Source organism: Paenibacillus vortex V453 (assembly GCF_000193415.1).
GTDB classification, from domain to species: Bacteria; Bacillota; Bacilli; order Paenibacillales; family Paenibacillaceae; genus Paenibacillus_AQ; species Paenibacillus_AQ glucanolyticus.
Genome location: NZ_ADHJ01000024.1, coordinates 38,653 through 64,671, shown reverse-complemented (window position 1 = coordinate 64,671; position 26,019 = coordinate 38,653). Strand labels below are relative to the sequence as shown.

General features: G+C 47.1%; 23 protein-coding genes. 9 read left to right on the top strand and 14 right to left on the bottom strand.

Features of this window, described 5'->3' with window-relative positions; translation table 11 throughout:
- Positions 1–48: 48 nt before the first annotated feature.
- From PVOR_RS14940 to PVOR_RS14925, 3 genes are all read right to left on the bottom strand, one after another.
- Positions 49–1,193, bottom strand: a protein-coding gene (locus tag PVOR_RS14940) for an IS3 family transposase (protein ID WP_085980659.1) whose coding sequence is annotated in 2 segments (ribosomal slippage) — positions 49–899 and positions 899–1,193 — 1,146 coding nt in all. Because the reading frame shifts where the segments join, the coding sequence is not laid out codon by codon here.
- A gap of 172 nt (positions 1,194–1,365) precedes the next feature.
- The gene (locus PVOR_RS14930; RefSeq protein WP_006210139.1) at positions 1,366–2,346 is read right to left on the bottom strand and encodes an aldo/keto reductase; all 981 of its coding nucleotides are present in this window, start codon (positions 2,344–2,346) and stop codon (positions 1,366–1,368) included.
- A 54-nt stretch (positions 2,347–2,400) separates the two neighbouring features.
- The gene (locus PVOR_RS14925; protein WP_006210138.1) at positions 2,401–3,372 is read right to left on the bottom strand and encodes an alpha/beta hydrolase; all 972 of its coding nucleotides are present in this window, start codon (positions 3,370–3,372) and stop codon (positions 2,401–2,403) included.
- A gap of 173 nt (positions 3,373–3,545) precedes the next feature.
- Here PVOR_RS14925 and PVOR_RS14920 point away from each other — a divergent pair, with 173 nt between their 5' ends.
- A complete protein-coding gene (locus PVOR_RS14920; RefSeq protein ID WP_006210137.1) occupies positions 3,546–3,764 on the top strand; it encodes a TetR-like C-terminal domain-containing protein in 219 nt (72 codons plus the stop codon).
- Between the two features lie 51 nt (positions 3,765–3,815).
- On the opposite strand, the gene PVOR_RS14915 is transcribed toward PVOR_RS14920, so the two are convergent.
- Positions 3,816–4,799, bottom strand: coding sequence for an aldo/keto reductase (locus PVOR_RS14915; protein ID WP_006210136.1), 984 nt, complete (start codon positions 4,797–4,799; stop codon positions 3,816–3,818).
- A gap of 183 nt (positions 4,800–4,982) precedes the next feature.
- Between PVOR_RS14915 and PVOR_RS14910 the strand changes: the two genes are divergently transcribed.
- Positions 4,983–5,909: an AraC family transcriptional regulator gene (locus tag PVOR_RS14910; RefSeq protein ID WP_006210135.1), complete on the top strand. Its 927-nt coding sequence runs from the start codon at positions 4,983–4,985 to the stop codon at positions 5,907–5,909.
- 215 nt (positions 5,910–6,124) lie between these two features.
- Here PVOR_RS14910 and PVOR_RS14905 read toward each other — a convergent pair whose 3' ends face one another.
- The 3 genes from PVOR_RS14905 to PVOR_RS14895 form a co-directional block, all read right to left on the bottom strand.
- Positions 6,125–7,336 carry an MFS transporter gene (locus PVOR_RS14905; RefSeq protein WP_006210134.1) on the bottom strand — a complete coding sequence of 404 codons (1,212 nt, stop codon included), beginning with the start codon at positions 7,334–7,336 and terminating at the stop codon, positions 6,125–6,127.
- 514 nt (positions 7,337–7,850) lie between these two features.
- The gene (locus PVOR_RS14900) at positions 7,851–8,843 is read right to left on the bottom strand and encodes a phage baseplate protein (RefSeq protein ID WP_006210133.1); all 993 of its coding nucleotides are present in this window, start codon (positions 8,841–8,843) and stop codon (positions 7,851–7,853) included.
- A 587-nt stretch (positions 8,844–9,430) separates the two neighbouring features.
- A complete protein-coding gene (locus tag PVOR_RS14895) occupies positions 9,431–10,072 on the bottom strand; it encodes a helix-turn-helix transcriptional regulator (RefSeq protein ID WP_006210130.1) in 642 nt (213 codons plus the stop codon).
- Positions 10,073–10,628: 556 nt separating this feature from the next.
- On the opposite strand from PVOR_RS14895, the gene PVOR_RS33030 reads away from it, so the two are divergent.
- The 5 genes from PVOR_RS33030 (at position 10,629) to PVOR_RS30670 (ending at position 13,749) form a co-directional block, all read left to right on the top strand.
- A complete protein-coding gene (locus tag PVOR_RS33030) occupies positions 10,629–10,874 on the top strand; it encodes a ribosomal protein L7/L12 (protein ID WP_100086494.1) in 246 nt (81 codons plus the stop codon).
- A 181-nt stretch (positions 10,875–11,055) separates the two neighbouring features.
- Positions 11,056–11,628 (top strand): class I SAM-dependent methyltransferase, encoded by a 573-nt coding sequence (locus PVOR_RS14890; RefSeq protein WP_006210128.1) that lies wholly within the window; start codon positions 11,056–11,058, stop codon positions 11,626–11,628.
- A 133-nt stretch (positions 11,629–11,761) separates the two neighbouring features.
- Positions 11,762–12,457, top strand: coding sequence for a response regulator transcription factor (locus PVOR_RS14885; RefSeq protein ID WP_006210127.1), 696 nt, complete (start codon positions 11,762–11,764; stop codon positions 12,455–12,457).
- Positions 12,447–13,505, top strand: coding sequence for a sensor histidine kinase (locus PVOR_RS14880; protein WP_006210126.1), 1,059 nt, complete (start codon positions 12,447–12,449; stop codon positions 13,503–13,505). Before PVOR_RS14885 ends, PVOR_RS14880 begins: the two co-directional genes overlap by 11 nt.
- A gap of 103 nt (positions 13,506–13,608) precedes the next feature.
- Positions 13,609–13,749 (top strand): hypothetical protein, encoded by a 141-nt coding sequence (locus PVOR_RS30670; protein WP_160164000.1) that lies wholly within the window; start codon positions 13,609–13,611, stop codon positions 13,747–13,749.
- A 198-nt stretch (positions 13,750–13,947) separates the two neighbouring features.
- Here the strand turns inward: PVOR_RS30670 and PVOR_RS14875 are convergent, their stop codons facing one another.
- The 7 genes from PVOR_RS14875 to PVOR_RS14845 all read right to left on the bottom strand — a co-directional run bounded on the left by PVOR_RS14875 (position 13,948) and on the right by PVOR_RS14845 (position 22,380).
- The gene (locus PVOR_RS14875; protein WP_006210125.1) at positions 13,948–15,408 is read right to left on the bottom strand and encodes an ABC transporter substrate-binding protein; all 1,461 of its coding nucleotides are present in this window, start codon (positions 15,406–15,408) and stop codon (positions 13,948–13,950) included.
- Between the two features lie 70 nt (positions 15,409–15,478).
- On the bottom strand, positions 15,479–16,375 hold the full coding sequence (locus PVOR_RS14870; RefSeq protein ID WP_006210124.1) for a carbohydrate ABC transporter permease: 897 nt from the start codon (positions 16,373–16,375) through the stop codon (positions 15,479–15,481).
- A complete protein-coding gene (locus PVOR_RS14865) occupies positions 16,375–17,301 on the bottom strand; it encodes an ABC transporter permease (protein ID WP_006210123.1) in 927 nt (308 codons plus the stop codon). The genes PVOR_RS14870 and PVOR_RS14865 overlap by 1 nt, the downstream gene beginning before the upstream one ends.
- Before the next feature lie 32 nt (positions 17,302–17,333).
- Complete coding sequence (locus PVOR_RS14860) at positions 17,334–18,593, bottom strand: Gfo/Idh/MocA family protein (RefSeq protein WP_006210122.1); 1,260 nt, start codon at positions 18,591–18,593, stop codon at positions 17,334–17,336.
- Positions 18,594–18,633: 40 nt separating this feature from the next.
- Entirely contained in the window at positions 18,634–19,725 is a 1,092-nt protein-coding gene (locus PVOR_RS14855; protein WP_006210121.1) for a DUF4832 domain-containing protein, read from the bottom strand.
- Positions 19,726–19,729: 4 nt separating this feature from the next.
- The gene (locus PVOR_RS14850; RefSeq protein ID WP_006210120.1) at positions 19,730–21,031 is read right to left on the bottom strand and encodes an acyltransferase domain-containing protein; all 1,302 of its coding nucleotides are present in this window, start codon (positions 21,029–21,031) and stop codon (positions 19,730–19,732) included.
- Positions 21,025–22,380: a DUF4832 domain-containing protein gene (locus tag PVOR_RS14845; protein ID WP_419144512.1), complete on the bottom strand. Its 1,356-nt coding sequence runs from the start codon at positions 22,378–22,380 to the stop codon at positions 21,025–21,027. Before PVOR_RS14845 ends, PVOR_RS14850 begins: the two co-directional genes overlap by 7 nt.
- A 334-nt stretch (positions 22,381–22,714) precedes the next feature.
- On the opposite strand from PVOR_RS14845, the gene PVOR_RS14840 reads away from it, so the two are divergent.
- Positions 22,715–23,737, top strand: coding sequence for a LacI family DNA-binding transcriptional regulator (locus PVOR_RS14840; protein ID WP_006210118.1), 1,023 nt, complete (start codon positions 22,715–22,717; stop codon positions 23,735–23,737).
- A gap of 209 nt (positions 23,738–23,946) precedes the next feature.
- The gene (locus tag PVOR_RS14835) at positions 23,947–25,929 is read left to right on the top strand and encodes a DUF4832 domain-containing protein (protein ID WP_006210117.1); all 1,983 of its coding nucleotides are present in this window, start codon (positions 23,947–23,949) and stop codon (positions 25,927–25,929) included.
- Positions 25,930–26,019 lie beyond the last annotated feature (90 nt).

Genomic DNA, 26,019 nt, shown 5'->3' with positions numbered 1-26,019 from the left:
GGGGACTGCCCCCTGTTTGTGAGACGGGGATCAAAACACCTTGCAAGTTTAAGCAGCCAGTTGCCGGAAATGAAGCGGCGACTGGTTGTTTAGTTTTGTTTGAATGCGAATTGAGTTATAGTAAGTAATGTAGTCTCGAACGGTCTGCTCGACGATGGCCGTCGTCGTACAGGTTAAACCTTCGAGATAGAACGTTTCAGACTTTAGCGTGGAATGAAACGATTCAATGGGGGCATTATCAGCGGGCGTACCCTTGCGGGACATGCTCATGGTAATGCCTTTTCCCTTTACAGCTTCTTGATAGGCCTGAGATGTGTAGACGCTGCCCTGATCGCTATGGAGCATGGTGCCCGGCAGAGTGGGCAGCTGACCCAGCGTGTCCAGGACAAACCCGGTGTCTTGCTTGTCAGAAATACTGTACGCCACAATCTCTCCGTTAAACAAGTCCAAGATACTCGACAGGTATAACGTTTTTCCACCAAACGGCAAATACGTAATATCTGTAACGAGTTTTTGCATGGGGGCATCGGCTTCAAATTGGCGCTTTAACAAGTGTTCTGCGATATAAGCTGGCTGCCCTGTAGGTTTGCGTTTCTTCACTTTGACACGACATTGGAGCCCCTCGCGCTGCATAATCCGCTGTACGCGTTTATGGTTAATCTTATGCTCCATCCGAAGCAGAGCCGTGATCTTTCGGTATCCATAACGAAATTTATGCTGACTACAGAGTTCACGAATCTTCTCTACCATGCGATCTTTACATGGGTTCTCGTGGGCGTCCTTCCAGCGATAGTAGGTGGAGCGAGAAAGCCCGATCCATGCACACGCTTGAGTTACACTGACTTCTCCTCGAACGGACTCAACCCACTCCACTACAACCTTTGGCGACACCTCCTTTGCATTTCCACGAACTTTTTTAGCAGATCTAATTGTTGCTTCAGAAACCGATTTTCCGCCTGTACCTTCTCGAGTTCTGATGTATATTCTGGGCCTTTACCGTAGCTGTATTGTTTACCGACAGGCTGCTCCAACCGGTTCCATTGGCCACTGCGATACCATCTCATCCAGGTCTCCACTTGTGTCTTATTTCGTATGTTCAGTTGCTCCATGACTTCTTTCACTGGAATGCCGTCCAACCTCATTTCAATAGCTTTCTTTTTCACTTCTACTGGATAGCTGACTCTTGTTGCCAACGCAAAAACACCTCCAAAGTTGTCCCCATATCTTACGACATGGTTGCATTCTCTTGAAGGTGTTTTTAATTTGTCTCACGTTATGGGGTCAGTCCAATGGCGACTTATAAAGCATATATATTTTTGTCTCGTCTCCAACGTATAGGTTTCGCCCCTGTTCAACTCGCACCCATTACTGATGTCCCACGATCCGATGAGGTACATACGGTTCTTCCAATGATGCAATTTCTTCAGCTGTTAATGTTATGCTAAGAGCCGCGACCGCATCCTCAAGATGGGATAGCTTCGTAGCGCCAACAATGGGAGCCGTGACCGGCTCTTTCTGCAGCAGCCAGGCAAGTGCGATTTGAACGCGCGGAACGCCGTGTTTTTTCGCTATAGCTGCAACCTGATCAACAATCAAGCGATCAGATGCTGCGGTCCCATCGTATTTCTGTTTTGCGATTTGATCGGTTTCGGAACGAAGCGTGGATTCCTGCGGATCTCTTGTCAATCTCCCACCGGCAAGCGGACTATATGGAATCACGCCGATCTTCTCCTCCTTGCAAAGAGGCAGCATTTCTCTCTCTTCCTCACGGTAGATGAGGTTTAGATGGTTCTGCATGGATACAAATCGAGTCCAACCATTACTCTCGGCAACAAACAATGCCTTTTGGAACTGCCATGCATACATGGCTGAAGCTCCAATATATCTGGCCTTACCGGCCTTCACCACATCATGCAAGGCTTCCATTGTCTCTTCAATGGGCGTGTTGTAATCCCAGCGGTGAATCTGGTACAAATCCACATAATCGGTTTCCAGTCGTTTTAAACTTTTATCTATCTCACTCATGATGGCCTTTCGGGAAAGTCCGGCGCCGTTCGGACCTTCGTGCATGCGTCCGTTAATCTTCGTGGCTAGCACGATTTCATCGCGATTGGCATAATCCTTCAGAGCACGCCCCACGATTTCCTCGCTATGTCCAAGTGAGTAAACATTTGCCGTATCAAAAAAATTGATGCCCAATTCCAAGGCTTTCTTAATAATAGGGCGGCTGTTCTCTTCATCAAGTACCCATGGATGAACCCAGCCCTCTGCCGATCCAAAGCCCATGCAGCCAAGGCACAGCCGGGACACATCCAAGCCTGTATTTCCAAGCTTCGCATAATTCATATGATTGCTCCTCGCTTTCCCATAGTTACTATAGACGCCATTCACTCTTCTTCTCTATTTTTGTTCTGCAAAATAATGCGACACCGCATATTGATACGATTGCAAGAAAAACGCGACTGCCTTTTGGCTTACCGCCGCTTTAGGGTTAATGATATCAAAACCATGATAACAGCCCTGGTACAACTCGAAATCAACCGGAACGCCTGCTTGCTTTAATTTCTCCACGTAATGAATGGTTTCATCCCGGAATGGTTCGAGATCACCGACATAAGTGACGGTAGGCGGAAGATGGGTGTAATCGGTGGCTCTGGCAGCCGCGGCATAGGGAGACACCTCTTTTCCGTAGCGGTCCCCAAGGTATAACTTCCAAGCCCATTGGTTCATGTCGGAGTTCCATATAGGAGCGTTATTCTCCTTGGCCGATTCCGTCATCATTCGATCATCAATCATTGGATACAACGGCATTTGAAAAGCGATGTTCACTTCTCCTTTATCCCTTGCATAAAGCGTAAGGGCAGCCGTTAGTCCTCCCCCCGCGCTTTCCCCGCCTACCATCAATTGATTACTTCGGATGCTCAGCTCCCTGGCATGATTCTTCATCCATAGAAGAGCGTCATAGCTATCCTCCAATGCTGCTGGATAGGGTGCTTCGATGGATAGACGATAATCGGGAGCGATGATGACACAGCTGCTGGTGTCCATTAATTTTTTGTACGTATTCTCGAACATTTCGGGTACACCCATCGCATACCCCCCTCCATGCAGCCACAAGATACCGGGAACCTCTTCATTCGTATGATGGGGTTCATAAATTAGAATGCGCAGTTTGGAGCCATCTTTACGTGTAATCCATTCTTCACGGACATTTAAACCTTCGATGTGACTGCCTTTCCGTTTATCGCTTTGTTTCTTTCGATTTAACATCGTTTTGACAAATTTAGCTTCGCTGGAGGTGCCCAATAAGAGACCTAGAAGCTTTCCTCTCCATCTTAATTCCCTATCCATCATGGTATAAGTTACTTTCATGAGTTCCCTCCAAGTACATATTGATCTGAAAATGTGTTTACAATATAGTAACACTGTGTAAGATAATCAACAGCCAGTTCGATAAATATTGCCGCTTATCGAACGAAAAAATACAAAAACATGAAAGTTGACCGCAGAATCCGCTATACCAAGATGGAGATTATCTGAAACGTGTGATCTATATTTTGCACGATCGCAGTATCGAGGCTTGGAGGGTACAAGCACCGCAGAACAATGTCCATTCGCCTGAAGCCTTATATTCATTTATATCCAGCGGCAGCGCAGCAGCGATTAAGGAGTGGGTTCAGAACGGAATGACCCAGAGCCCTGAAGAAGTAGCAGCGTTCATCGATAAAGCCACTCGTTCTGTGGAACGGTCTTTTTTGGAATGAAAGCCAATTGGCATACGAGCAGCCATAAGTGCTTGAAAGCCCGTTCTTCCATCACAAACCCGTTCTTCTCTCCAGTTCCTCGGGATAACGGTCACCCGTAAGCGTGATTCGAGATGTAGCCGAGTTGATCGCAAGCAGATCTTCGGGCGTCAACTCCACTTGGGCTGCTCCCAAATTCTCCTCCAACCGATGTAATTTTCGTGTACCTGGTATTGGAACGATCCAGGGCTTCCGAGCAAGCAGCCATGCAAGTGCTACCTGAGCCAGAGACACGTTTCTGGGTTCAGATACTTGTTGAAGCACTCGAATCAATGCTTGATTGGCTTGAATCGCCTCTGCCGTAAATCGTGGAAGGATACGGCGCGTATCATTTTCATCGAAGGCAGTATCTGCACTCACTTTTCCGGTTAAGTATCCCTTACCTAAAGGACTGAATGGAACAAAACCTATACCCAGTTCCTCTAGAACAGGCAATAATTCCTCCTCCGGACGTCTCCACCACAAGGAGTATTCACTCTGAACGGCAGTCAGGGGATGGACGGTATGCGCACGACGAATGGTTTTGACTCCTGCTTCCGAGAGACCCCAATGCTTCACCTTCCCGTCCTGGATAAGATCCTTCACGACGCCCGCCACTTCCTCAATGGGTACCTTGGGATCCACGCGATGTTGATAATAGAGATCAATGGCTTCCACGCCAAGCCGTTTGAGCGAGCCTTCTACGGATTGCCGGATGCATTGAGGTCGACTATCCTGGACCTGTTTGCCATCCACCATCCTAATGCCAAATTTAGTCGCCAATACAACCTTGTCCTTGAACGGCGCAAGCGCTTCTCCTACCAGTTCCTCGTTGATGAAAGGACCGTATATTTCGGCTGTGTCAAAAAAAGTAACGCCTCGATCAATGGCAGCATGAATCACCGATATCATTTCCTTCTTGTCAGCTGCGGGGCCATAGCCATAACTCATGCCCATGCAGCCAAGCCCAATGGCGGTAACCTTCAATCCGCTTGTTCCTAATTCGCGCATTTGCATCATCATCTTCCCTCCCATTGATTCATGTTTAGATTACATACATAACATGATTTCATTATGCTATAGATTATAAGGAGATCGATATCTCATTTGTCTTAAATGATTGCCTAATCCTCTCATTACATTATCGCTGTAGAGAAACATGCCTTATACTGAAAGAAGTGAAATAACAAGGAGGAGCTTATGTCCGAGGAAATACGCAAACACCGGAATGTGCTGGTACAACTATTGGAGCGACATGCGAATCAAAGCGGGGTTCACAAGACGGATATTCCATCATTATTCTTCATTCGTCACTTGCAAGTTACGGAGCCGGTTCATCGGGTCTACAATCCTTCCCTATGTTTTATTGCACAAGGTTCAAAAGAGGTATTGTTGGCGCAGGAACGATATGTGTACGGACCCGCTGATTATCTGATTTCCTCCATGAATGTGCCGGTGGTGGGTCAGGTCATACATGCTTCGAACGAAGTTCCTTTTTTGAGCCTGAAGCTGGAGTTTACGCAGAATCAAATCCTTGAGGTACTCAACGAATACGAACTTCCGATCCTGACTAAGGAAAACGCGAGAAGAGCTTTGTTTGTTGGTCAGATGGAGGCATCACTTCTGGAAGCCATGGTTAGGTTGGCACGCTTGCTGGATCATCCTGCAGAAATATCATTCCTTGCGCCGCTTTATATTAAAGAAATCTTGTTTAGACTCTTGCAAGGGCCTTACGGTGTTGCATTGGCTCAAATCGCTATGGAAGGCAGCAGCACTTATCGAATAAGAGATACTATTGAGCAAATTATCCGGCATCGTGATCAACCGCTGCGTATCGAAAGTTTAGCTGAGACCGCGAGAATGAGTGTATCTTCGTTCCATAGGCATTTTAAAGAGGTAACCGCCATGAGTCCGCTGCAATTTCAAAAGCAGCTCAGATTACAGGAAGCAAGGAGATTATTATTGTCGGAATCAGCCGATGCCGCCGATGTTGCCTTCCGGGTTGGTTATGAGAGTCCATCCCAATTCAGTCGGGAATATGCGCGTCTATTCGGTTGCCCGCCTAGAACAGATATCAAGCAATTGAAGGAAAAGTATGATGTTTTGCGAGATGCCAACACCTTTTAAGGAACGGATCCGGCATAATACTTGCCGAACGACGTAAACGGCACGGCTATGCTATTATCGCAAAAAAAGCACCCCCGGAGTGTATACTCCAAGGGCACTTCATTAGTGGGATATGCTTCGGACTACAACAGAAAGATCAGAATCGTATGGGACTAGAAGGTGTCGGATGATCACTCCTGCGTGGCTTCCTTCACCAGCGGCATGCCAGCTTCTAACTAATCGCTTGTTGCGAATAGAAAAATAACGCAAGTACAAGCATGAACAGCCCCGTTCCCCATGAGCAGCCATTCAATCTCAATGACATCGGCAAGCGGTCCGAAGACCAACATCCCGAGGGGCATCATGGAAGTCGAGATCATGCCGAAGACCCCGAATATGCGCCCTAAATAATTGTCGTCCACTCTCTCCTGCAGCAAAACAGTCGTAGGCGTGTTGAAAATAGGCATTGCCACTCCAAACACACCCATAACGGCCAAGTAAATCCAGAAGATCGGCACAATGCCGAGCGCGAAGGTGCACACGCCCATGATGATGCTGGCGAGCGTCATGGTGTACACTTTATTTTTGAAACCGCCCCATGAAGCGATAATGCCCCCGCCAACCATCATGCCGATGGAGAACGCGATCTCGATGGCAGTCAAGCGCCATACGTCGTCACCGAAGGTACGCGTCACTTGCAGCGGTGTCAAAAAGGCCGCAGGGGCCATGAGCACGAAGAAAAAGGCGAAAAAGATAAAAAATGTTTTTAAAAAGGCATGCTGGCCAATATAGTCCAAACCCTTCTTGAAATCATCAAGGTAACCTGTCGTTTGGGCACTGGCTGCCTTTTGGTGGAGCGGAATTTTGAGAAAGAACAGTAACGTCAGGATCGCGATTGCCGCTGTGATGACGTCTATGAAAAAAATTATTTCGATTGTCGCCATGGTGAGTAATGCCGCGCTGGCGATAGGCGCAACGAACATAATGAGCGCCTGCAAGGTGCCATTGATGCCGTTTACTCTTGTTAGCTGATCTTGCGGCACGATTTGCGGTAAAATCGCCCCGACCGCAGGTGTCTGAATGCCTGCCCCAAGTGCGCGTACAGCAGCTATGACAAACAGCAGCCATAACGCTTCATAGCCCAGCAAAAAAACGATGGCCAGAATAAGCGTAACCACTGCGATCATGGCATCCGCGATCATAATTAGCCATTTGCGGTTGAAACGGTCAGCCCACACCCCAGCAAAAGGTGAAAGTAAAAAAGTCGGAATAAATCCGCAAATGATATATAACGTCATCATAATACCTGACTGTGTAGTCAGCGTAATATACCACATGATGGAATACTGCACCAAGGCCGAACCAAACAGCGAGATGGTCTGGCTGCTTAAAAAGAGAACAATATTCCTTTTCCAATGCTTTTTCTCATCTGCTTCAGATTGTGACATCGTTACCTGCTCCTACCTCCTTCATCTCGATTACGCTAACTCTATCACAAACCAGACGAGCATATTTCTTCTTGATTGCTCATGTTGATCTTCCCTATGACGATACTCGAAAGCTCCTTATTTCGCAGGGAATGAATGCTGTTTCCCTCACCAGGCCACGAGGAGTGCGAGGATTAAGAGCGTGAACAATCCCCACGGAAAAGAGCTGGCACCAAAGACTTCAAGTAAAACGCCTCCTGTTACTCCCCGCCAGCGTTAGCCAAATTCCATACCGTTGTGCGCATTGGAATGACCATATCCACTTTGCTATCACCTGCTGCCTCTGCAAGCGCTGTTTGCAGCAGCGTTGCTGCGCCGCCGAATGTTAATCTGGCGATGGAAATGACGGCGAATGCTAACTACGCTGTTCAGTACATTTTAGAGGGGATTTGGGATAGCTGTAAAAAAGACCTGAAATAAAAAAGCCGCAAATCTGCGGCTTTCATATTTTGCAAAGGCTAATTCATTTTGGCGATTATTTAAATACGCTATCAGGGACGTAGTAAACTTTCTGCGTATCTTTTTTGTTTACCGGATCTGTAACTATGGTGAAATATACGTTTCCATTTTTAGTCTGTACTCCCTCGATCTCGCGCTTTCCCACATTGGTAATATTCACAAGGGTTTTGTAAGCTCCTATGCTGGATATGAATGCGATCTGCGGAGTGTCGCCATCCGCGCCGCCTGAGGTATAGATTTCTGTTTTTCCCAGCATATCAGCACCTTGGAAAGAACCGTTAGGTCTGATGATATTACTCCCCGACTGCGTAAAGCTGCTGACCGCGGCGTTGACAGCTGCTGCACTGTCCATTCTCACCTGCTCATTACTGTCTAGCAGCTTGTTTAATGCTACCGTGTCATAAATGGACCACGTTACGGTTCCTTCTGATGTTTGTACGCGGAAAACCGTGTGGGTGCTGTTGCCCCCGCCATCCACGCGATAAGTCTCACCTAATCTTGCACCTGTTGTATTGGCATAATTCATATATGTGAACCGATGCAGGTCCGTATAATCCACTGTCGTTCCGGCCGAATATTGAAGCCTGGCTACCTGAAGAGACCAGTAATACGTGGTGGAAGGATCTGCTTTTGAGCTAAAATAAAAGTAGTTTTCTCCATTATAGGTATACATGTCAAGCGTTTGGCAATGGCCTGAATTGGTGATGGTCATTTCATCAACATATGTGGCATCATTCCCGCTCATAAGCAGTCTTGACAGATAGCATGTTCCCCCCGAGCGTTGGGTGACGTAAAGATACTTGTCTGCGATATAGGCTTTCTGAACGGCCACGTTGTGGTTAAGTCCCTTGAGATTGTAAGCAAGTGTGGCGGAAGCATTTACGGTTTTCTCAGGACTTGCCGCAAATACCGGCATAACGGACACGGCAAAAACCAGAACGGCGAGCATGGCGGAAACCATCCATTTCATTGGCCTTCTCATAAGACGCAGCGCTTGAGCTTGAAACATAACAATACCTCCATTCGAATTCGAAATGATAATTCATGGGACTAATATCGAACTCCGTGTGTGTATAACCTCCTTTATCTTGTATTTCAAAAAAATGATTGGCAAACCATCATACACTAAATACCATACCAAAAAATGGATTGGATTTCCAATGCCATGATGATGATAATGTCATCACATGTCGCCACCATCTCTCGTTCCAGTAAAAAGAATATCCAACGATCGCTCCCGAACCGGAGATCACTGAAACAGATGCCACTCATGCAGGGAATGACTCTTTAGGGCAGCTACGGAGAGAGCTAAACTCGTACAGCAAGAGGGCACGGTCTACCGAATTAAGTTTATTCGGGTCGGGGATGATCCCCGGAAAGCATTAAGGGAAAACGATGAGCTGGACGAGGAACAATTGACCTCGCTTCACAAGCGTCTTGAGCGATTGGATCAGGCCAGCTCTGCTGGTGTGTGGACGGGTGATTTTTTACGTATCATCGAAAAGAATCCAGGTGTTCGAGCAGCAGAACTGGCAGTCGCTATTGGCTGGGAAACCAATAAACTGAAACTGAACGTTCTTAAACTTATCCCCGACATCAGATATTCTCGAATGTAAAACTGCATTTTGTTCCCCCATCTGCTATACACTCCTTACGTTCGACGCGACTGTCCAGTAAAGATTCAAACATAGCCAGCTCGCATTGACACGCTTGCCGGTAACGGCTAGCCACTTGAAAAATGGGACAGTTTCCTTCCTCTAAGGAATACTTGTCATCGTGAATCTTCACTAGCGAGGTCATGTATCCTGCATTATCCTGGATTTTGGCGAGTGTTACTATTTTTTCCTCGAAATTTTGTCCAGTCATGGCTAATTGGTATTTTTGTTCAAGCCTTTTCCTTCTTCGCTTAAATAGTTCGTCAACGAATAATTCACCGAACATATGGTTAATCTCTTCCATCAGCTCTAAAGACAGGACATCATATTGAGTAGGAAATAACTGTTCCGCTAAATCAGTCAGACTATATATATAAGTTGGTCTACCGATATGCTGACGAATCGTCGAGCTTTGGATATAGTTATCCTTTTTCAATGCATGTACATGTTTACGAACAGCCATTCCTGTCACTCCTAGATGTTCTGACATTTCTTGAATGGTGGTTGATCCTAATTTTTTGAGCAACAACAATATTTCTCGTTTCGTCGATGATTCCCGCAAAGGAGCTGTAAGTGTGTTCATTTAATTACCTTCCTTTCTGAACAAGAACATCGATGCAGGCAAAAACTTGGCAGCTCTTTCGCAGCATCCGTCCGGATTTCCTTCACGGTGGGAGGACTCATGAGAAGTCCAGTACAATGAGAAGTCCAGTACAAGCTCTATTTTCGTAATGCCCTCCTCCAGAAGCAATGAAGTAAACACAAGTACAGTTTATACGTTTAAAACATATTTGTATACACTCAATTTTGTTTGTATTTAGAAACAATTTGTCGTTAAGTAAACATATGTGGGTTATACTGGATGTGGATATGTTGAAATGAGGTGAATCCAATTGGATTTTATGCGTATGTTGATTGAAGGCAGCATTTTATCCGTTGTTTTCTTGATCATCGTGCCTTGTTCCATCCGTGTGCCGTTGTTTCCTTTTGACTTCCCTGTCATTGGGTTTAATATGTAAGTAAAAGAGATGGGGGTATGATATGGAAAGAACTGAAATTATAGCAATAGTATCATTGTTAATATCCATCTTCCTTCTGCTTAAGCACTTTAGAATGCAATCCCGAATCAATGAGCTTACATCCGATCTTGCACGCCTGGAGGGCCGATCGGAGGTTTATCCTCCTCCCGCCCACAGCAGCCGGCTGTTGTTGATACTCATTTCATAAGCTCGGGGAGCTCAGAGCTTTCACCAGAGCTGGAGCAACGCCTGCGACAACTGCTGGATGAAGGAAATAAGATTAAGGCGATCAAAGAATTACGTGAGGCTATGCATCTCTCCCTGAAAGATGCGAAGGATTACGTGGACGCCATGGATCAGCGCTAGGCTATACGTACAAAGAGTGCCTCTTGATCATGAGGCACTCTTTTTTTTGTGGTGCCCCTTCACTAAGCTAGAAATGCTTCTTCAGAAGTTCTTCAGAATTAATTCAGAATTCCCCTCGTTTTATCCCAAGATTTCCCCCTTAGAATAGAATCCATAACATGATTACGGGGGGATTTACACAATGACAAGGCTGATGGATTGGCTGCACGAACAGGCTGTTTTTTTAAGCAGATTTCTTATATCGCCGGGGCAGATCGGAAGTGTAGCACCAAGTTCCAGAGAACTTGCAGAGACCATGGTGAGACCGGTAGCTTGGGAGCATATAAGGACCATTGCAGAGCTTGGCGCCGGTACAGGTGCGATTACAAGACACATACAATCCGCTGCCGGAGTGGATACAAAAGTGCTGTTATTTGAGAAAGACCCTTATCTTCGCCGTAAGCTGAAAGAGCGATATCCGCACTATTCCTGTTACACCGATGGCAGTCACCTTCGTCTATTCCTTAAACAGGAAGGCCTGGAGTCACTGGACTGCATCATCAGCGGACTTCCTTTTTTTAATTTTTCACAATACGTTCGGGACCGCATCATAACCGAAATTGTTGCAGCCTTGAACAAGGACGGGCTCTTTATTGCATTTCAATATTCACAACAGATGAAGAAGCAGCTCATGGAGCATTTTGACATCATCAACATTCATTTCGTTCCGAAGAACTTCCCTCCAGCCTTCGTTTACGTGTGTCGAAAAAAGTAAATTTGAGTGCTGAGGAGCCTCATCGTTGAATACTTTATTATGGCTTATCCGCTATGTTACTCTTTCATTAGATTGCGCCGACATTCAAGCTTGATCTTGGCCTGGGAGCCTACTAGCAAAGGAGAGCATGTCCTTGAAAAACATTAACGTTCTGATCGTCGATGATGATAAGGAAATCCGCGACGTCCTGCACGTCTATCTTCGCAATGAAGGCTATCACGTATTGGAGGCGGAAGATGGGCTTCAAGCCCTCCAGCTTCTTCAACAACATGAAGTTCAGCTCATCATTCTCGACGTGATGCTGCCGAAACTGGATGGGATCGCGGCCTGTCTTCAAATACGTGAGCGATCAGCGATTCCCATCATTATGCTCTCGGCCAAAGTAGAATCTCTGGATAAGATTACGGGACTGTCAACCGGGGCGGACGATTATGTCACGAAGCCGTTCCATCCGGTGGAGCTTATGGCGAGGGTAAAGGCCCAGTTGCGGCGGCAAAATTTCCTGAGTCTTCGGGAAGAGGAACCTTCCGAAATTCATATCGGCGACCTGTCCATTCATAAAAAACAGCATCTGGTGAAGGTTCGCGGTGCTGCGGTTTCCCTGACACCTATTGAGTTTTCCATTCTAGAGCTTCTTGCGGCGAATCGCGGTCAGATTTTCAGCGTAAGCAAGATTCACGAGTGCGTTTGGAAAGAACAGACCCCCTTTTTCTCTGACAATACGGTGATGGTCCATATCCGTAATATCCGAGAAAAGATAGAGCTGGTCCCCCGCAAGCCGCAGTACATCAAAACCGTATGGGGAGTAGGGTATAAAATTGAAAAATAAACGGTATTCCTTGCTGACGGGGGCAGGCAGCTTACGGATGCGAATGCTCTGGTCTTTTGTCATCAGTATACTTGTGGGCTTGCTTGTCTCACTGGTAACGCCTAGGTTCACAGAAGTCTATTATGTGAATTTGCTGGTTGTGCTGGTGTCGTTCATCCTCCCCTTTTTCTTCACCTTCTTTTTCCTGACGCGTCATATCATCCGGTACGTGTCGGAAATGGCCTCTGGTCTTGACACTATCGCTCAAGGCCAGCTGGATTACCGAGTTATGGTAAAAAGAAAGGATGAACTGGGGGATATTGCGCTGAATATCAATGCCATGGCTGAAAAGCTCGAAACGCAGATTGGCCGGGAGCGACAGATGGAGAAAGCCAAGCTGGAACTGATCACGGGCGTATCTCATGACCTGCGCACCCCTCTCACAAGCATTATCGGCTATCTGGATTTATTGAAAGACAAGGCGTACCAAGACTTGAAGGAACATGACCGTTTTGTAAGCAATACCTACAACAAAGCGCTGCAGCTCAAGCAGCTCATCGATGACTTGTTTGCGTACACCCGGCTGGCTTCGAATGAAGTAAGCGCGGAGATGGAGAGGATTGATCTGAGGGAACTGTTGGTTCAACTCTTGGTTGAGCTTGAACCGATTGCCAAAGAAAACCAGCTTCGATTGGAGATGAACATCCATGAAGCCCCCCTTGTTCGCGAGGCAGATCCGGAGATGATCCGCAGAGCCATCGATAATCTGCTGATGAATGCACTGAAGTTCTCGGTGAGGCCCGGTGTTATTCGCATAACATTACTCCACAGCGATGATCATATGGAGCTCTCCATCGAAAATAAAGGAATGCCGATTACGAAAGAGCAGGCGTCCCGGCTATTCGACCGCTTTTACAAAGCTGACGATGCCCGTACCTTTCAGAGAATCCAGTCTGGTTCCGGTCTTGGGCTTTCCATAGCCCGCAGCATTGTGGAGCTGCACAGCGGAGCGCTTCAATTTCATCATCAAGACGGACATTTTACGTTCAGCATAATCCTTCCTTTATGAATGAATCCATCCCAAACGACCTCCAAGGCTCTTTTCAAGCGCAATGGACATGGATTAAAATGGTAGTAACAGTACCTAATCCCAATGGAAAAGAGGTTTGCCCATGAAAAGAAGATTCGTTCTATTGCTTGCTGCCTTATTTGTCACCGTCTCTTTATCAGCCTATTCATCCACCGCTGTCTCTGCAGTCGGCACAGAGTACACTGTATTCTCCGATCGCCAGACAGGTACGGTAAAGCCTTGAGGACAAAGGATTCTGCTTGCCGCATCCCCTGCTTAAACAAATTCCTATCTTGACTCTATTAAATTCACGACAATACACCCATACGTAAAGTTACTCTAACAGAACAGGATGAGACGATATCGGCTCTTACTGCCCCAATCGTCTCATCCTGTTCCTCTTTCTATTTAAATATAAATTCAGCGGTTTGCAGCTTCTCTCTTATTGCCCAGCCAAATATTCATCCAACTGACGCTGGATTTCCGCTACGTAATCATCAATGCCTGCCGCCTTCAGTTTCTGGATGGCCTTCGGATATTCGGTTTCAAAATTTACAAAGCCGGAACGTATGGCAGCTAAATCCTTGCCTGCCACTTCCTTCAATGCCGTTTCGATTAACTTCACCTTCTCATTATTAAACCGGAAACCGAGTGAAGCCGATCGTACGGCCTGATCATCCCAGCTCTTATAAGTATCTATGGACTCTTGTGCTACATTCGGCCCGAACAATTGATAGTTCTGGTTTCTGAACATCCATTCATAGAAAAATTCGTTAGGAGTCAGCTTGTTGATTCTTCCGTCTACAATCTCGTAGTCCTTGCCTTCAACGCCATAGAGAGCAAACAGGTAATTTTCCTGGGATTTATAAAGCCAGTTGACAAACTTCATGGCCCCTTCCGGATTTGGAGCATTCACAGGTATACCTAGCACTTCTCCGCCTGTGGCCGTAATATAACGCGGCTTCTCCGCCGCTAACAGATAGGTTTTGACCTCGGCATCCGGTGCATTTGCCTTAATCGCATCAACAATCTCCATTTCCTTGCCCAAAGACCCTTCAACCCATAAGTACAAGCCGGTCTGCATCCGGGAGTCTCTTTCATTGTACTTAATGGTCAGATCCTCCGTATATAACCCCGCATCATACATGCCGCGGTTGAATTTCGCTACTTCCTGGAAAGCTTCCGTTTCATAGTAGCTATATGCTTTTTTGCTGTCTTCCCCAAACACAACCAGATCTTCTACAGCAATCCAGTTATATTGTTCTTCGGCAAAATACCGGGTTAACGGTTTAAAGATAATGTCAGCAGGCCCCTTCATATCAGGAAAATCCTTGGCCGCCCTTGTCGCAAACTCTTTCAAATCGTCGGCAGTCTTCAGATCCGTCATCCCCACGGCTTCGAGGATATCCTGACGCACGGCAACTAACTGATACATGGCAGAGGACGGCGCATAAGCTGAAGGAATACCGTAAATCTTCCCGTCGATGGTTGCGCCCTGAAGCTGCTCCTTTGGCAGGACTTTGAGCATATCCTGGCCATGTTCCTGAATCAAATCATCCAAAACCATGGCTTGTTTCTTGTTCACGATTGTTGAGAGGTCCGGGAGACCGTCCCAATATAAATCAATCGGTTCGTTGGCAGCCAGCATGATATCTTTTTGTTCCCAATACTGCGCCCACGGCACAAATACAACTTCTACCTTCAAGCCAAGATCGGCAGCCATTTTCTCGGCAAATTCATTGTCCAGAAATTCGCTCATCCGATCGCTTCGATCTCCCGGGTACAGAATCGTAACCGTTTCCAGCGCAGCAGCTCCCCCTTCTTTTTTGCCGCTGCAGCCTGCCATAACGGAAACAGCCGCAATCAGTAACACCATAAAGATCAGCATTTTCTTTGTTCTCATGAAAGACCCTCCCTAATCAAATGGTTAATCTATGTTAAAAGCCTGTATCGGCCAGTAACCACTTAGGTGTCTATTCTTTGACCGCACCGGCCATAATTCCATGCACGAAGTATTTCTGAATGTACGGGTACAGGAAAATGATCGGCCCAATCGTAATGACCGTAATGGCCATCTTCACGGTCTCCGCAGGCAATGTGATGTTGCCGGAGGCCCCTGATGGAATGCGCCCGGAGCTTATCGCATTGACGTTGGACAGAATGTTGTAGAGATAATACTGCAGCGGGAACAAATCGCGTTCATTAATAAAAATCAGAGCATGCCACCAATCGTTCCAATATTGAAGCGCATACATTAAACCTACCGTCAACAGTGCCGTTTTGCTTAACGGGAGCGCTATTTTCACATAAATCGTAAAATAATTAGCGCCATCCATCTCCGCCGCCTCATATAGGGATGAAGAGATGCTTGCAAAATACGTCCGCATGAGGAACATGTTCCATACGCTAAAGATCGAAGGCAGGATCAAGGCCAGAATGCTGTTCTTCAGTCCGTAATAATTGACGCTCACCATGTACCACGGAATCAAGCCGGCCGAGAAGATGATGGTGAAATTACTGATAAAAGCGAGTACATTGCGATATTTCAGCTTTTTGATCGATAGGGAAAATGCAATCATGCTGGTAATCAGCAAAGCCCCCATTGTACCCACAAAGGTTACAAATAAAGTCACGCCGTAGGACTTGAGTATTTTCGTTCCGCTATTAACGAAGATATATTTATACGTATCCAGGCTTGGGCTCAAGGGAAGAATCGAATATCCGTTTCTCGCCACGGCCTGTTCCGAAGAAAAGGACACGCTTAGGGTTAGAACAAGGGGATACAGACAAATGAGTGCAAATACGCCAATGAAACCATAGGCAACGCCGATCACCAATTTATCGCCTAGCAATCTGTTCTTTTCCTTCATTAAAATAGACCCTCTCCGTCATTTATTTTCTTAGCGGATTTGTTCGCAGCCGTAATCAGGATTAGTCCCATCAAGGACTGGAATAACCCGATGGCCGTCGAATAGGAAAAGCCAAGCGTGCGCATCGACTGATACACATAGGTATCAATGACCGTTACTTCCTCAGCCAGAACCGGATTGTTGCCGACGATACCATAAATCATCCCAAAGTCGCCATAGAAGATTCGTCCGACACTCAGCAAGCTTAAGACGATAATGGTTGGTTTCAGCATGGGCACAGTCAAGAAAAGAATGCGCTGCAGTTTGTTCGCGCCATCAACTTTGGCTGCTTCATATAAACTCCCATCGAAATTGGACATCGCCGCCATATAGATAATGGAGCTGTACCCGCTCCACTTCCAGACGCTTGACAGAATGATGATCCATTTCCAATATTTCGGCTCCGAGTACCACCGAATGGGTTCTGCGCCAAAGAACTCCAAGACATGATTGGCAACGCCCACATCCGTGGAGAAAATGCCGTACAGGATCGCCCCAACGACGACCCAGGATATGAAGTACGGAAAAAACATCATGCTTTGTGCTATCTTTTTGTAGGTTTTATGCCGGATCTCATTAATCATGATGGCAATCGTAACAGGGATGATAATGCCTAGGATAAGACCGAAAAAGTTGATGTACAGTGTATTGTAAGTAACCTTCCACCCCATGCTGTTTGCCGAAAAAAAGTATTTGAAATTGTCCAGGCCCACAAACTTGCTGCCAAAGATGCCATCCACGACATTAAAATCGGTAAATGCCATCCATACTCCCGCAAAAGGGATGTAAGAGAACATGATCAGCACGATCAGAGCAGGCACGCACATGAGATACAGTATTCTGTTCTTCTTGATTTCATATAGAAAGCCCTTAACACCCGAACCCATTCCATCACTACCTTTGCATTGTGATTAAACGATTATGCTGTAATGCTGTGCTGCAGCTTCTCCTTCAGTTGATCCAGATCAATGACGGTGCCGGTGAGCCTTGCCTCTTCTGCTGCATAGGCCATCATGTGGCTTTCGACGGACATGTCGATGGAGGATCGGCTGCTGAAGCCGGCGTTCCCCAAATTATCCAGGAAATCGATCATCAGACCGGTATCGCCGCCATTATGTCCGCCGCTCATCATGGCTGGCCGAACGACAGTCTGCTCAACGGGTTCTGCCATATTGGAGTTAAAGCGGGTCACTTCGATGACGTTCAGGTTATCGTCCCCTCGAATTTCTCCATGCTCGCACATGATTTTAATCGTGCGGTACATCTTGTTGGTAAACGCGCTTAAATTAAATGTGGCCGTTACCCCGTTCTTGAACTCGATCAGTGTCACCTGATGATCACACACATCGTTGTCCGTCCGGTAAACACAGCGTCCGTAAGGACTCGTCTCCAGTACGTTTAACAGTCCCTCTTCACTCTGATCGACCGATATGGCCGTTGCCGGCCACTGCCCTCTCATCGGCAGATAGGCCTTTCTGGCATCGAACCGGCAGTCTGCGGCCACCTTGCAGTCCAGGCATCGCTCGGCACTGCCGGCCGGCGCATTCTCTTCCTTAAAATAAGTCAGGTTGCCATAAGAAGAGATTCGTTTAGCCCCGCTGTCCACCAGCCAGGAAAGAATATCCATGTCATGACAGGACTTCTGCATAATGATCGGACTCGCCAGATCACTTCTTCTCCAATTGCCTCTTACGAAGGAATGAGCCATATGGAAATTACCAACGTTCTCGTTATGCTGAATCGTGATCACCTTGCCAAGCTCCTGGCTATCAATGATTCTCTTAATCTCGGCAAAAAAATGAGTGTAACGGAGCACATGACATACAATCACTTTGCGCCCTTTTTCATTGGCCTTCTGCTGGATTCTCAAGCATTCTTCAGGACTTGGGGAAATGGGCTTTTCGAGCAAAATGTCATATCCCAGATCGAGCGCCTGCATCGTCTGCTCATAATGGTCTCTATCCATGGAAGAGATAATGACGGCATCGCAAATTTTTCCGAGCCGGTAAAATGCTTCTACGGATTCAAACTGTCGGTCCAGCGGGATCTGGAACTCATCCGCAGCAGCCTTTCTTCTGTCGTCATTTGGTTCGATCACCGCAACGATGTCTTCGCTTTGGTAAGCGTATCTTGTGTAAATCATGCCTCTTTGTCCTGCGCCGATTAATGCTAACTTCAAATCTATGACCTCCAGCGTTCTCGTATTTGTGCCAAACAAGCTATTCCTGCTCCGGAACTACAGGGTCTTCCAAGGGATAATATCCTTCCGGATAATACGTATCCCATATATTCGTCAGTGGATCTTCATGGGTGATTTCGACTTGTATTGAACCTGTCTCATAATATCCGTTCTGCTGCCGGTTTTGTATATTCAGCGCGACATAGGAACGGTCTTCGAAATAGAGGGCTATACTCAGCGTATAACTTCCCGGCGACATGTCCGGCAATGGAACCATCTCGTTATGGACATGGTCCCCGGTCAGCCATGTGTGGGTAGCCGCGTGCAGCGGTAGTTCATAGGATACTTCTCCCTGCCTTAACTGAACGCAGATTTGAAAATCCCGATAAATCCTCGAACTGCCCGTGTTGGCAAACCAGAATCGCAGTGGCAGGCTCCCATGGCTGGACACGGTTTCCGGATAAGTCAGCCTGCGCAGAGCAAGATCATACCCAAGCCCTGTATTCACATTCGAGAGGCTTGCATGCCATCGCAATGCTTCCCGTCTGATATTCGGACCACACGCTAGATCAGTCACATGGAGGACAACCGGGTGGCTCTTCCATACATGCTGCAGCTTTTGTACGGCAAACGCCTCGCAGCATTCGATCCAATTCGCTTCGCTGCACCTCACCAGCAGGCCAAATCCACAACTGTGTTCCTTTACATATTGGATTAATCGATCATTCTGCAGCTCAGCCAGCATTGTCTGTGAGTCAAACGCCTCTATATAGGCGTTCCATTCTTCCTTGCTGTCAGACAGGGTGGATATCAGAACGGCTGTAAGGCGCCTGTCCGAGCCGATATAACTCCCGACTTTTCGGATCAAGGCTGCAAAGCAATCATCGGCATCATTCTTCACCCACACAGGCAAATCCGGCATCAGGACTAGAATTGGATTAAGGGCAGCACGCAGGGCTTCCTCTATCCCTTCGAGCCTAAATTCTCCTCTTGCCGGCTCCAGCTCCCTCCATGACAATTGGACATATTGAAACTGTCCGTGGCTTGGATCTTGATTCTTATTCGGTAAGGGAACCGGCCGAATTTTTACGGTTTTATATTTTTCATAGTTTTCAAGCGAGTATGGGGTCATCCGATTAACTCCCCTTTATATGGCTGTCAACGGTTTGGAGGAATTCTTCAATGTCGGAGGCTTTGATGTAGGGATTAAGCCCAATCTTCTCGATTTCTTCGCTTAGCACCACCATGCTTAGTGTATTAAACCGGGCTCCCGTCTTCATGTATGCCGCCGCTGCTTTTTGCAGCGATGTAGTCCATTCCCCGGGATTTAGGACCGGATCAGCCTTCCAATCCCCAAAGACCTCATAACGCAGCATACCGTCTCCCTCCATCGTCGGATAATTATAAAATTGCCGTTGGATATGCACGATGTTGCTGCTCTCATTGTCCAAAACAAGCCCTAACCGCGTATCATAAAGCCAGCTTGCACTCCAGAAGCCTCTAATGGCTAATTCCGGAAAATATTGATCATAGAATGCTATCGCCATTGCCATTGAATTCTTCAATCTGTCCGGTGTGTACCCGGGTCCGGCTGGAATGTGAAGCGCCAAGAGCATGTCTCCCTGCTCCAGAACAGGCACCCATTCCGCCTTTAAGATGGGAGTCGGTTCTCTTTCCACGAATCCCATGGGATTGATCCGGTTAGCTATAACAAAAATGTCATTCTCCTGCCATTCCGTAGTGAAGCTGCCTTCAGGGTCGTAAACGTCATTGATTCCGTTCCTTTGTCCATCGCTGCGGAACTCTTCCCCCGCATGCGCAAGGGCGATCACTTCATGTGTCTCCACATGACGAAACATCGTGAAAGAATCCCCGAATCGGTAGGGAATAAAGTAAAACCGATCTAACAGAAAGATGGAACAGGTATAGAAATTCATCACCCACGGAAAATCATGTACCTTCGCATCACCGTGCAAAACCAGTTTCTCTAACTGAACTTTCAGCGGTTGATGAGGAATCTGCTCGTAATACGCTTTGGGCACGGAGCGCTCCTGCAGCCTTTGCATGGAAGGGTTAACGCAAGCCAGCAGCAACAAAAATGAATACAACTCCCCGTATTCCTTCATGCATCCAGGCGTCATGTTCGTATAATGGGTTTCATCGCAGCGATTTCGCGCAGAGCACATATCATCTACTAAGAATTTGGTGAAGTGAAACAACACGGCATCTTGTTCGATCGCCTCAATCCCATGAATGAGCCATTGCTGTGTATGTTCTGGAATATGATATCGATCGAAGAGTTCGTGCAGAAACTCGCGCGGAATGAGAAACGGATTCCGATTCGGTTCATAGCGGTTATATTTTGCTTCCAATCCATCCGGCAGATCATCAAAATTGCAGCTTGCCGTACATTCGTTATAACTCAACACATTCAGCATTTCGCTTCTTTCCCCCGTTCAACGAATAGTTTGCCCATCGGGTAATAGCCGTCCTGGTTTCCCTCGATCGCAAGCTGGATATTGCCGATTTCGGCTACCCCGGTTTCGATGCCAACCTCCAAGCTGTACTCTCCTTCCGGCATGTCCTCCGGTAAAGTAAAACTTTCTTCCCAAGCAATATCCACATCAGGCAGCCAATCCCGAATGTCTTCCCTACTTCGAAGGGTATACGTCTGACTATTGCCTGTAAGCTTTACCACAAGTGAATAATGATTGTAGATCGGAGCGACTCCCACATTCGCCCACAGAGCAGCAATACCGAGCTCTGCGCCCGCACTCACTTCCGAGTCGTATGTGAATTTCCTCAGTTCAAAGCGGTATCCCATCTTGTTCAGCCATGCCTTGATGTTCTCTTTCCACGGCTCCGGGACGACCGTTCCTTTATTGTTAAATGAAGAGATATGCCACTTCAGCGTTTCTTGAATGATATAATCAATATCCCAGCCCTGCAGATACCAATCATTCATGTGCCAACAGGCTTCAAATAAAATCGGCGCCTTCTCCCAGGCATCGGCCATCTGAAAATTCTGTATATTTTGAGGATAGAAATCCGTCATATGGGACCATTGGTCGCCATGGAACCCGCCCATATCGCCCAAGCAATCAACACGAAATCCTACCTTAGCTTTACGCTCCTTTATGATCCGGATTGACAACGGGTCATGCAGGAGTGCCTGGAGAGGCGTTATTTTAAAACCGTCCAGATAGGCATCCGTTATGCTCGAAATAGCCTCCGGCTTCAAAAACTCGGTTCCTCCGCCTTCTCCCCATGCCCCTACAATCGTCATATCCACCGAACTTATGACCGGATGCCCGTCAAACCGTGCCGCGAACGCCTTGATAAAATCAGACCAATAAGCTATGTATGGGGTCGTCTGTGGGTCTACTCTCCAGAATGGAAATTCGGGTTCCTCCGGAAATTCCGCCCGAAACCACGCCGGGATATCATCCTCATCACTTAACGCATAGGGCGAACAACGAACGACAGCCGTACAGCCCATCGATTTGGCGTAGTCCAGCTTCTCCTCCAGCACTTCCCAATGAAAAACCCCTTTGCTGATTTCCAGGTCCCTCCAGCGTGCACTGCAGAAATACACTTTGCTGTCGGGATGATTGAAGGTTCTGCCGTTTTCGGTGAACTTATATTGGCTATGTTCTTCGCCCCGATTATCATAGATTCGGTCCGGCTCCCCCATTAACCCCGGTGCCGCTGTAAAACCGATGCCTGGATTGCTTAAGATGTCATCGGATATCACCGGATAAACCGTCACTGCTCTGTTCACGTGCATCACCTCCCCACCAAGTGCTAAACGAATTTGCATTTTGTTACGTTATTTGTTACGTTATTGTTGCTATTTTTATCATTTTGTTTAGTAATCTCATGTTATATCACCCACCCCTAACCTTGCAATATAAATTTACGTTTTTTTAAAATTTCATGTAACATAGCGCGGCATAGATGTGTTATGATGAGTTATAAATAGCAGACATTCTCAAAATTAATCAACGTAACAATATTACGTAACAAACATCCTGATTTGAGTAATCATTGTCTGGAATGTAACATTCCTATAAACTCTAAATGGTGATCATTAGTAACTTAAAAGGAGAATGTGTTTATTTATGAGTACGATTCGGGATGTTGCTAAATTAGCCAAGGTATCCACTGCCACCGTATCCAGAGTTCTAAACAATGATACGAAATATAAAATCACCGACGAAACCCGAGAAAGGGTATGGCAAGCCGTTACTCAGCTCAACTATAAAATCAGCGCAAGCCCCAAGCGAAAGGTTACCCCCAAGGATGATGCCGAGAGCAAGTCCCATATCAAAATCGGATGCATCCTGAGCGTGACAAAAGATAAATATAACGACCCTTATTTCATGTCGATTCTATCGGGTGTGGAAGAGCGGTTGCTCAGTGCAGGATATAACATTGCCTTTATTCGCACAGGAATAGAGCTGAATGATAATAAGGTTCTATTCAACACCTTCAGTGAACCGATTACCGGCCTTATCCTTATGGAATCCTTGAACAGCGAGACTTACGAGTATATACGCAAGCAGGTCCCCTATATCGTGGGCATTGACACGGAACGCGGAGATATCGACAATGTGGGCTATGATCATTACCATGTAGCTTCTATGGCAGTAAACCATCTCATTGAGAAGGGACATACCCGTATTGGTTATATCGGGGGAAGCGGATTAACAAGCAACTTAAAAGACAGCCGCCGCTATCGAGGTTACTATTCCACCATGCATGCTGCCGGATTGTCAGTAAATTCAGATTGGGTTATTGATTGCATGTGGGATGAAGCGGTCTGTATCGAGAAAGTAAATCATTTATGCAAAACCAGGAATTACCCTACCGCCTTCTTCGCCGCCAGCGATCTGATGGCGATGGCGGCCCTCAATGGCTTGTACAACAACGGCATCTCTGTTCCTCATGAAGTGGCTGTTATAGGACTTTCCAATATCGAGGTTTCCAAGTATTCCAATCCTCCGCTATCCACGATCGATATCCCAACCAAAGAAATTGGTATGGTCGCTGTCGATAACTTACTAGACCGAATCAACGGAAACGTTCTCCTGCCTAAGAAGGTTATTCTGCCCAACCGCTTGGTCGTACGCAGCTCTACTTAGGTATGGGGTCGACACACGTACAGGTTTAACAACCTGCGCCAAATCAAGGATCAAGCACCCTGACACGGTGCTCTTTTTTCATAGTACATGAACATTCTGCTTATGAAAGGGGGTGAGCGCTTCGAATCCAATAGACTGATTTTCCAAGCTGGAAGAATGCTGGATATGCAGCTGTACAGGCAACCCATCATATTGTAAGGAGGTTCTTGATGAAAACACGCGGTAATTCAATGAAATTGACATTTATTCTTGTTACGATGACGGCTATTCTTCTTACCTTGTTCCCTGTTTCACCCTTTATTTCGGCTGCGGAAGCTGCATCTATCGTCGTAGACGGTGACTCAAGCGATTGGGCAGGTATTCCGGCAATCTCCACCAATTCCGGGACAGCCAGAGTCTTAAAGGCTTCCCACGATGACGTGAACCTTTATTTACTTGTCGAAGGCTCAGGTCTCAGCACCACTATGGGGAGTTTCTGGCTGAATACAGACGGGAATGCTTCCACTGGTTATCAAGCCTACGGTTGGGGCACAACCGGGATTGAATGGCTGCTTGAGAATCAATCGCTATACCGTTATTCAGGTGACGGAAGCAGCTGGAATTGGGATTGGTCATCCACGCTGTCTTCTTCGCAATATGTACGGACCTCATCAACAATCGAGGCAGCCATTCCACTCTCCACGCTTGGACTCACAGTAGGCAGTACCGTAAATATCGGGTATCTCGACAACAATTCGAATGTGAATCGGCTGCCGGCGCAGAACCAATCACTCCCCGTCTATACCATTAATGAGAGAAGTCCCGGAGGAAATATGATCGAATTTTATCCGCCTGAGCTGAATGATCCGCTTAACAACCCGTTCAAGGGCTGGGCTCCTTCAGCGAAATCCACCAGCTATCCCCAGGACCACCGTCTGGTTTATGTCGGTGTCACCTGGAAGGAGCTGGAGCCGACCAAAGGCAGCTATGATTTCGATGCCATCGAAGCGGCCAATCATTTCAGCTATTGGCAAAGCCGCGGCGTCAAGGTCGTGCTGCGCTTTATTCTCGATAGTCCTACCGGCGTGCCTCACCGGGATATTCCCGATTGGCTGTATAACGATATGGTCAGTCTGGGACAGTCGCCCGGCACCGCTTATCAAGATGCAACCGGAGGTATGGGAGCTGGCAACAATACGGGCTTCTCCCCGAATTACAGCTCTGACTATCTGATTGCGAGACACAAACTTGCCATTGAGGCCATTGCTGCACATTACAACACGCCTGACAGCCCGATTGCGTTTGTGCAGATCGGTTCGCTGGGCCATTGGGCAGAATTTCACACTTGGCCCTACGTAGGGCCGAACGGGGAAAGCAACTACACAGGCGCATTCCCTCCAAACTCCATATCCAACCAGTACATTCAACACTATATTGATGCCTTTGCCGCTCAGGAGGATCATACGCAGTTATTGATCAGACGGAGCGTGGAATTGGCCAAGAATAATAACAAAGGCCTCATTCTCGGCATGTACAACGATGTGTTCGGCGATCAGCCGAGCTTCGATTCCGAATGGGGCTGGTATACGGGCACACAGAACGGATATTGGGACGATATCGGTCAGCAGCAGCCCAATCACGCCAACTTCTGGGACACCCGTGTTTCTGGCGGTGAATTTTACGGTGGTGCCTATGGCATGAATGCTGCACTTACGACAGGCAGCGGCTTTAATGAGACGCTCCGGCAAACGGAGCTCAGCAAACCGAGCTGGCTGGGACCGAATGCTCCAGCTTCCTTGTCCCTGGGCAATCCATTGCAAGGCAATATGAACATACTTAAGAAACGAATGGGTTATCACTTTGTTGTGAACAAAGCAGCGTACCCGCAAGCGAATAACGGAAGCACGCTGGATGTATCCATCCACGTGGAGAACAAGGGCGTTCAGCACTTCCCGTTCAACTGGCCTGTTGAAATTCAGCTTCGCAGTGGGGGCACCATCGTGGCACGTCAATCCACGTCAGCGGACTTGAGAACCTGGAGAACGGGAATGCACACAGTCTCAGGCTCTATCTCTACCAGCACACTGCCAAGCGGCACCTATGAACTGGCCATCGCCATCCTGGACCCTTCAACCAACCGTCCGGGGGTTGATTTTGCGAACACCGACAAGCTTGCTGATGGAGCTTATAAGCTCGGTACATGGACCAAATAATAACGCTATAATGCAACGAGCAGCAGACCTGCCACCCGTTAGAGACGGGCAGGTCTGCTGCTCTTCTATGATCACTATTTTTCACTATAG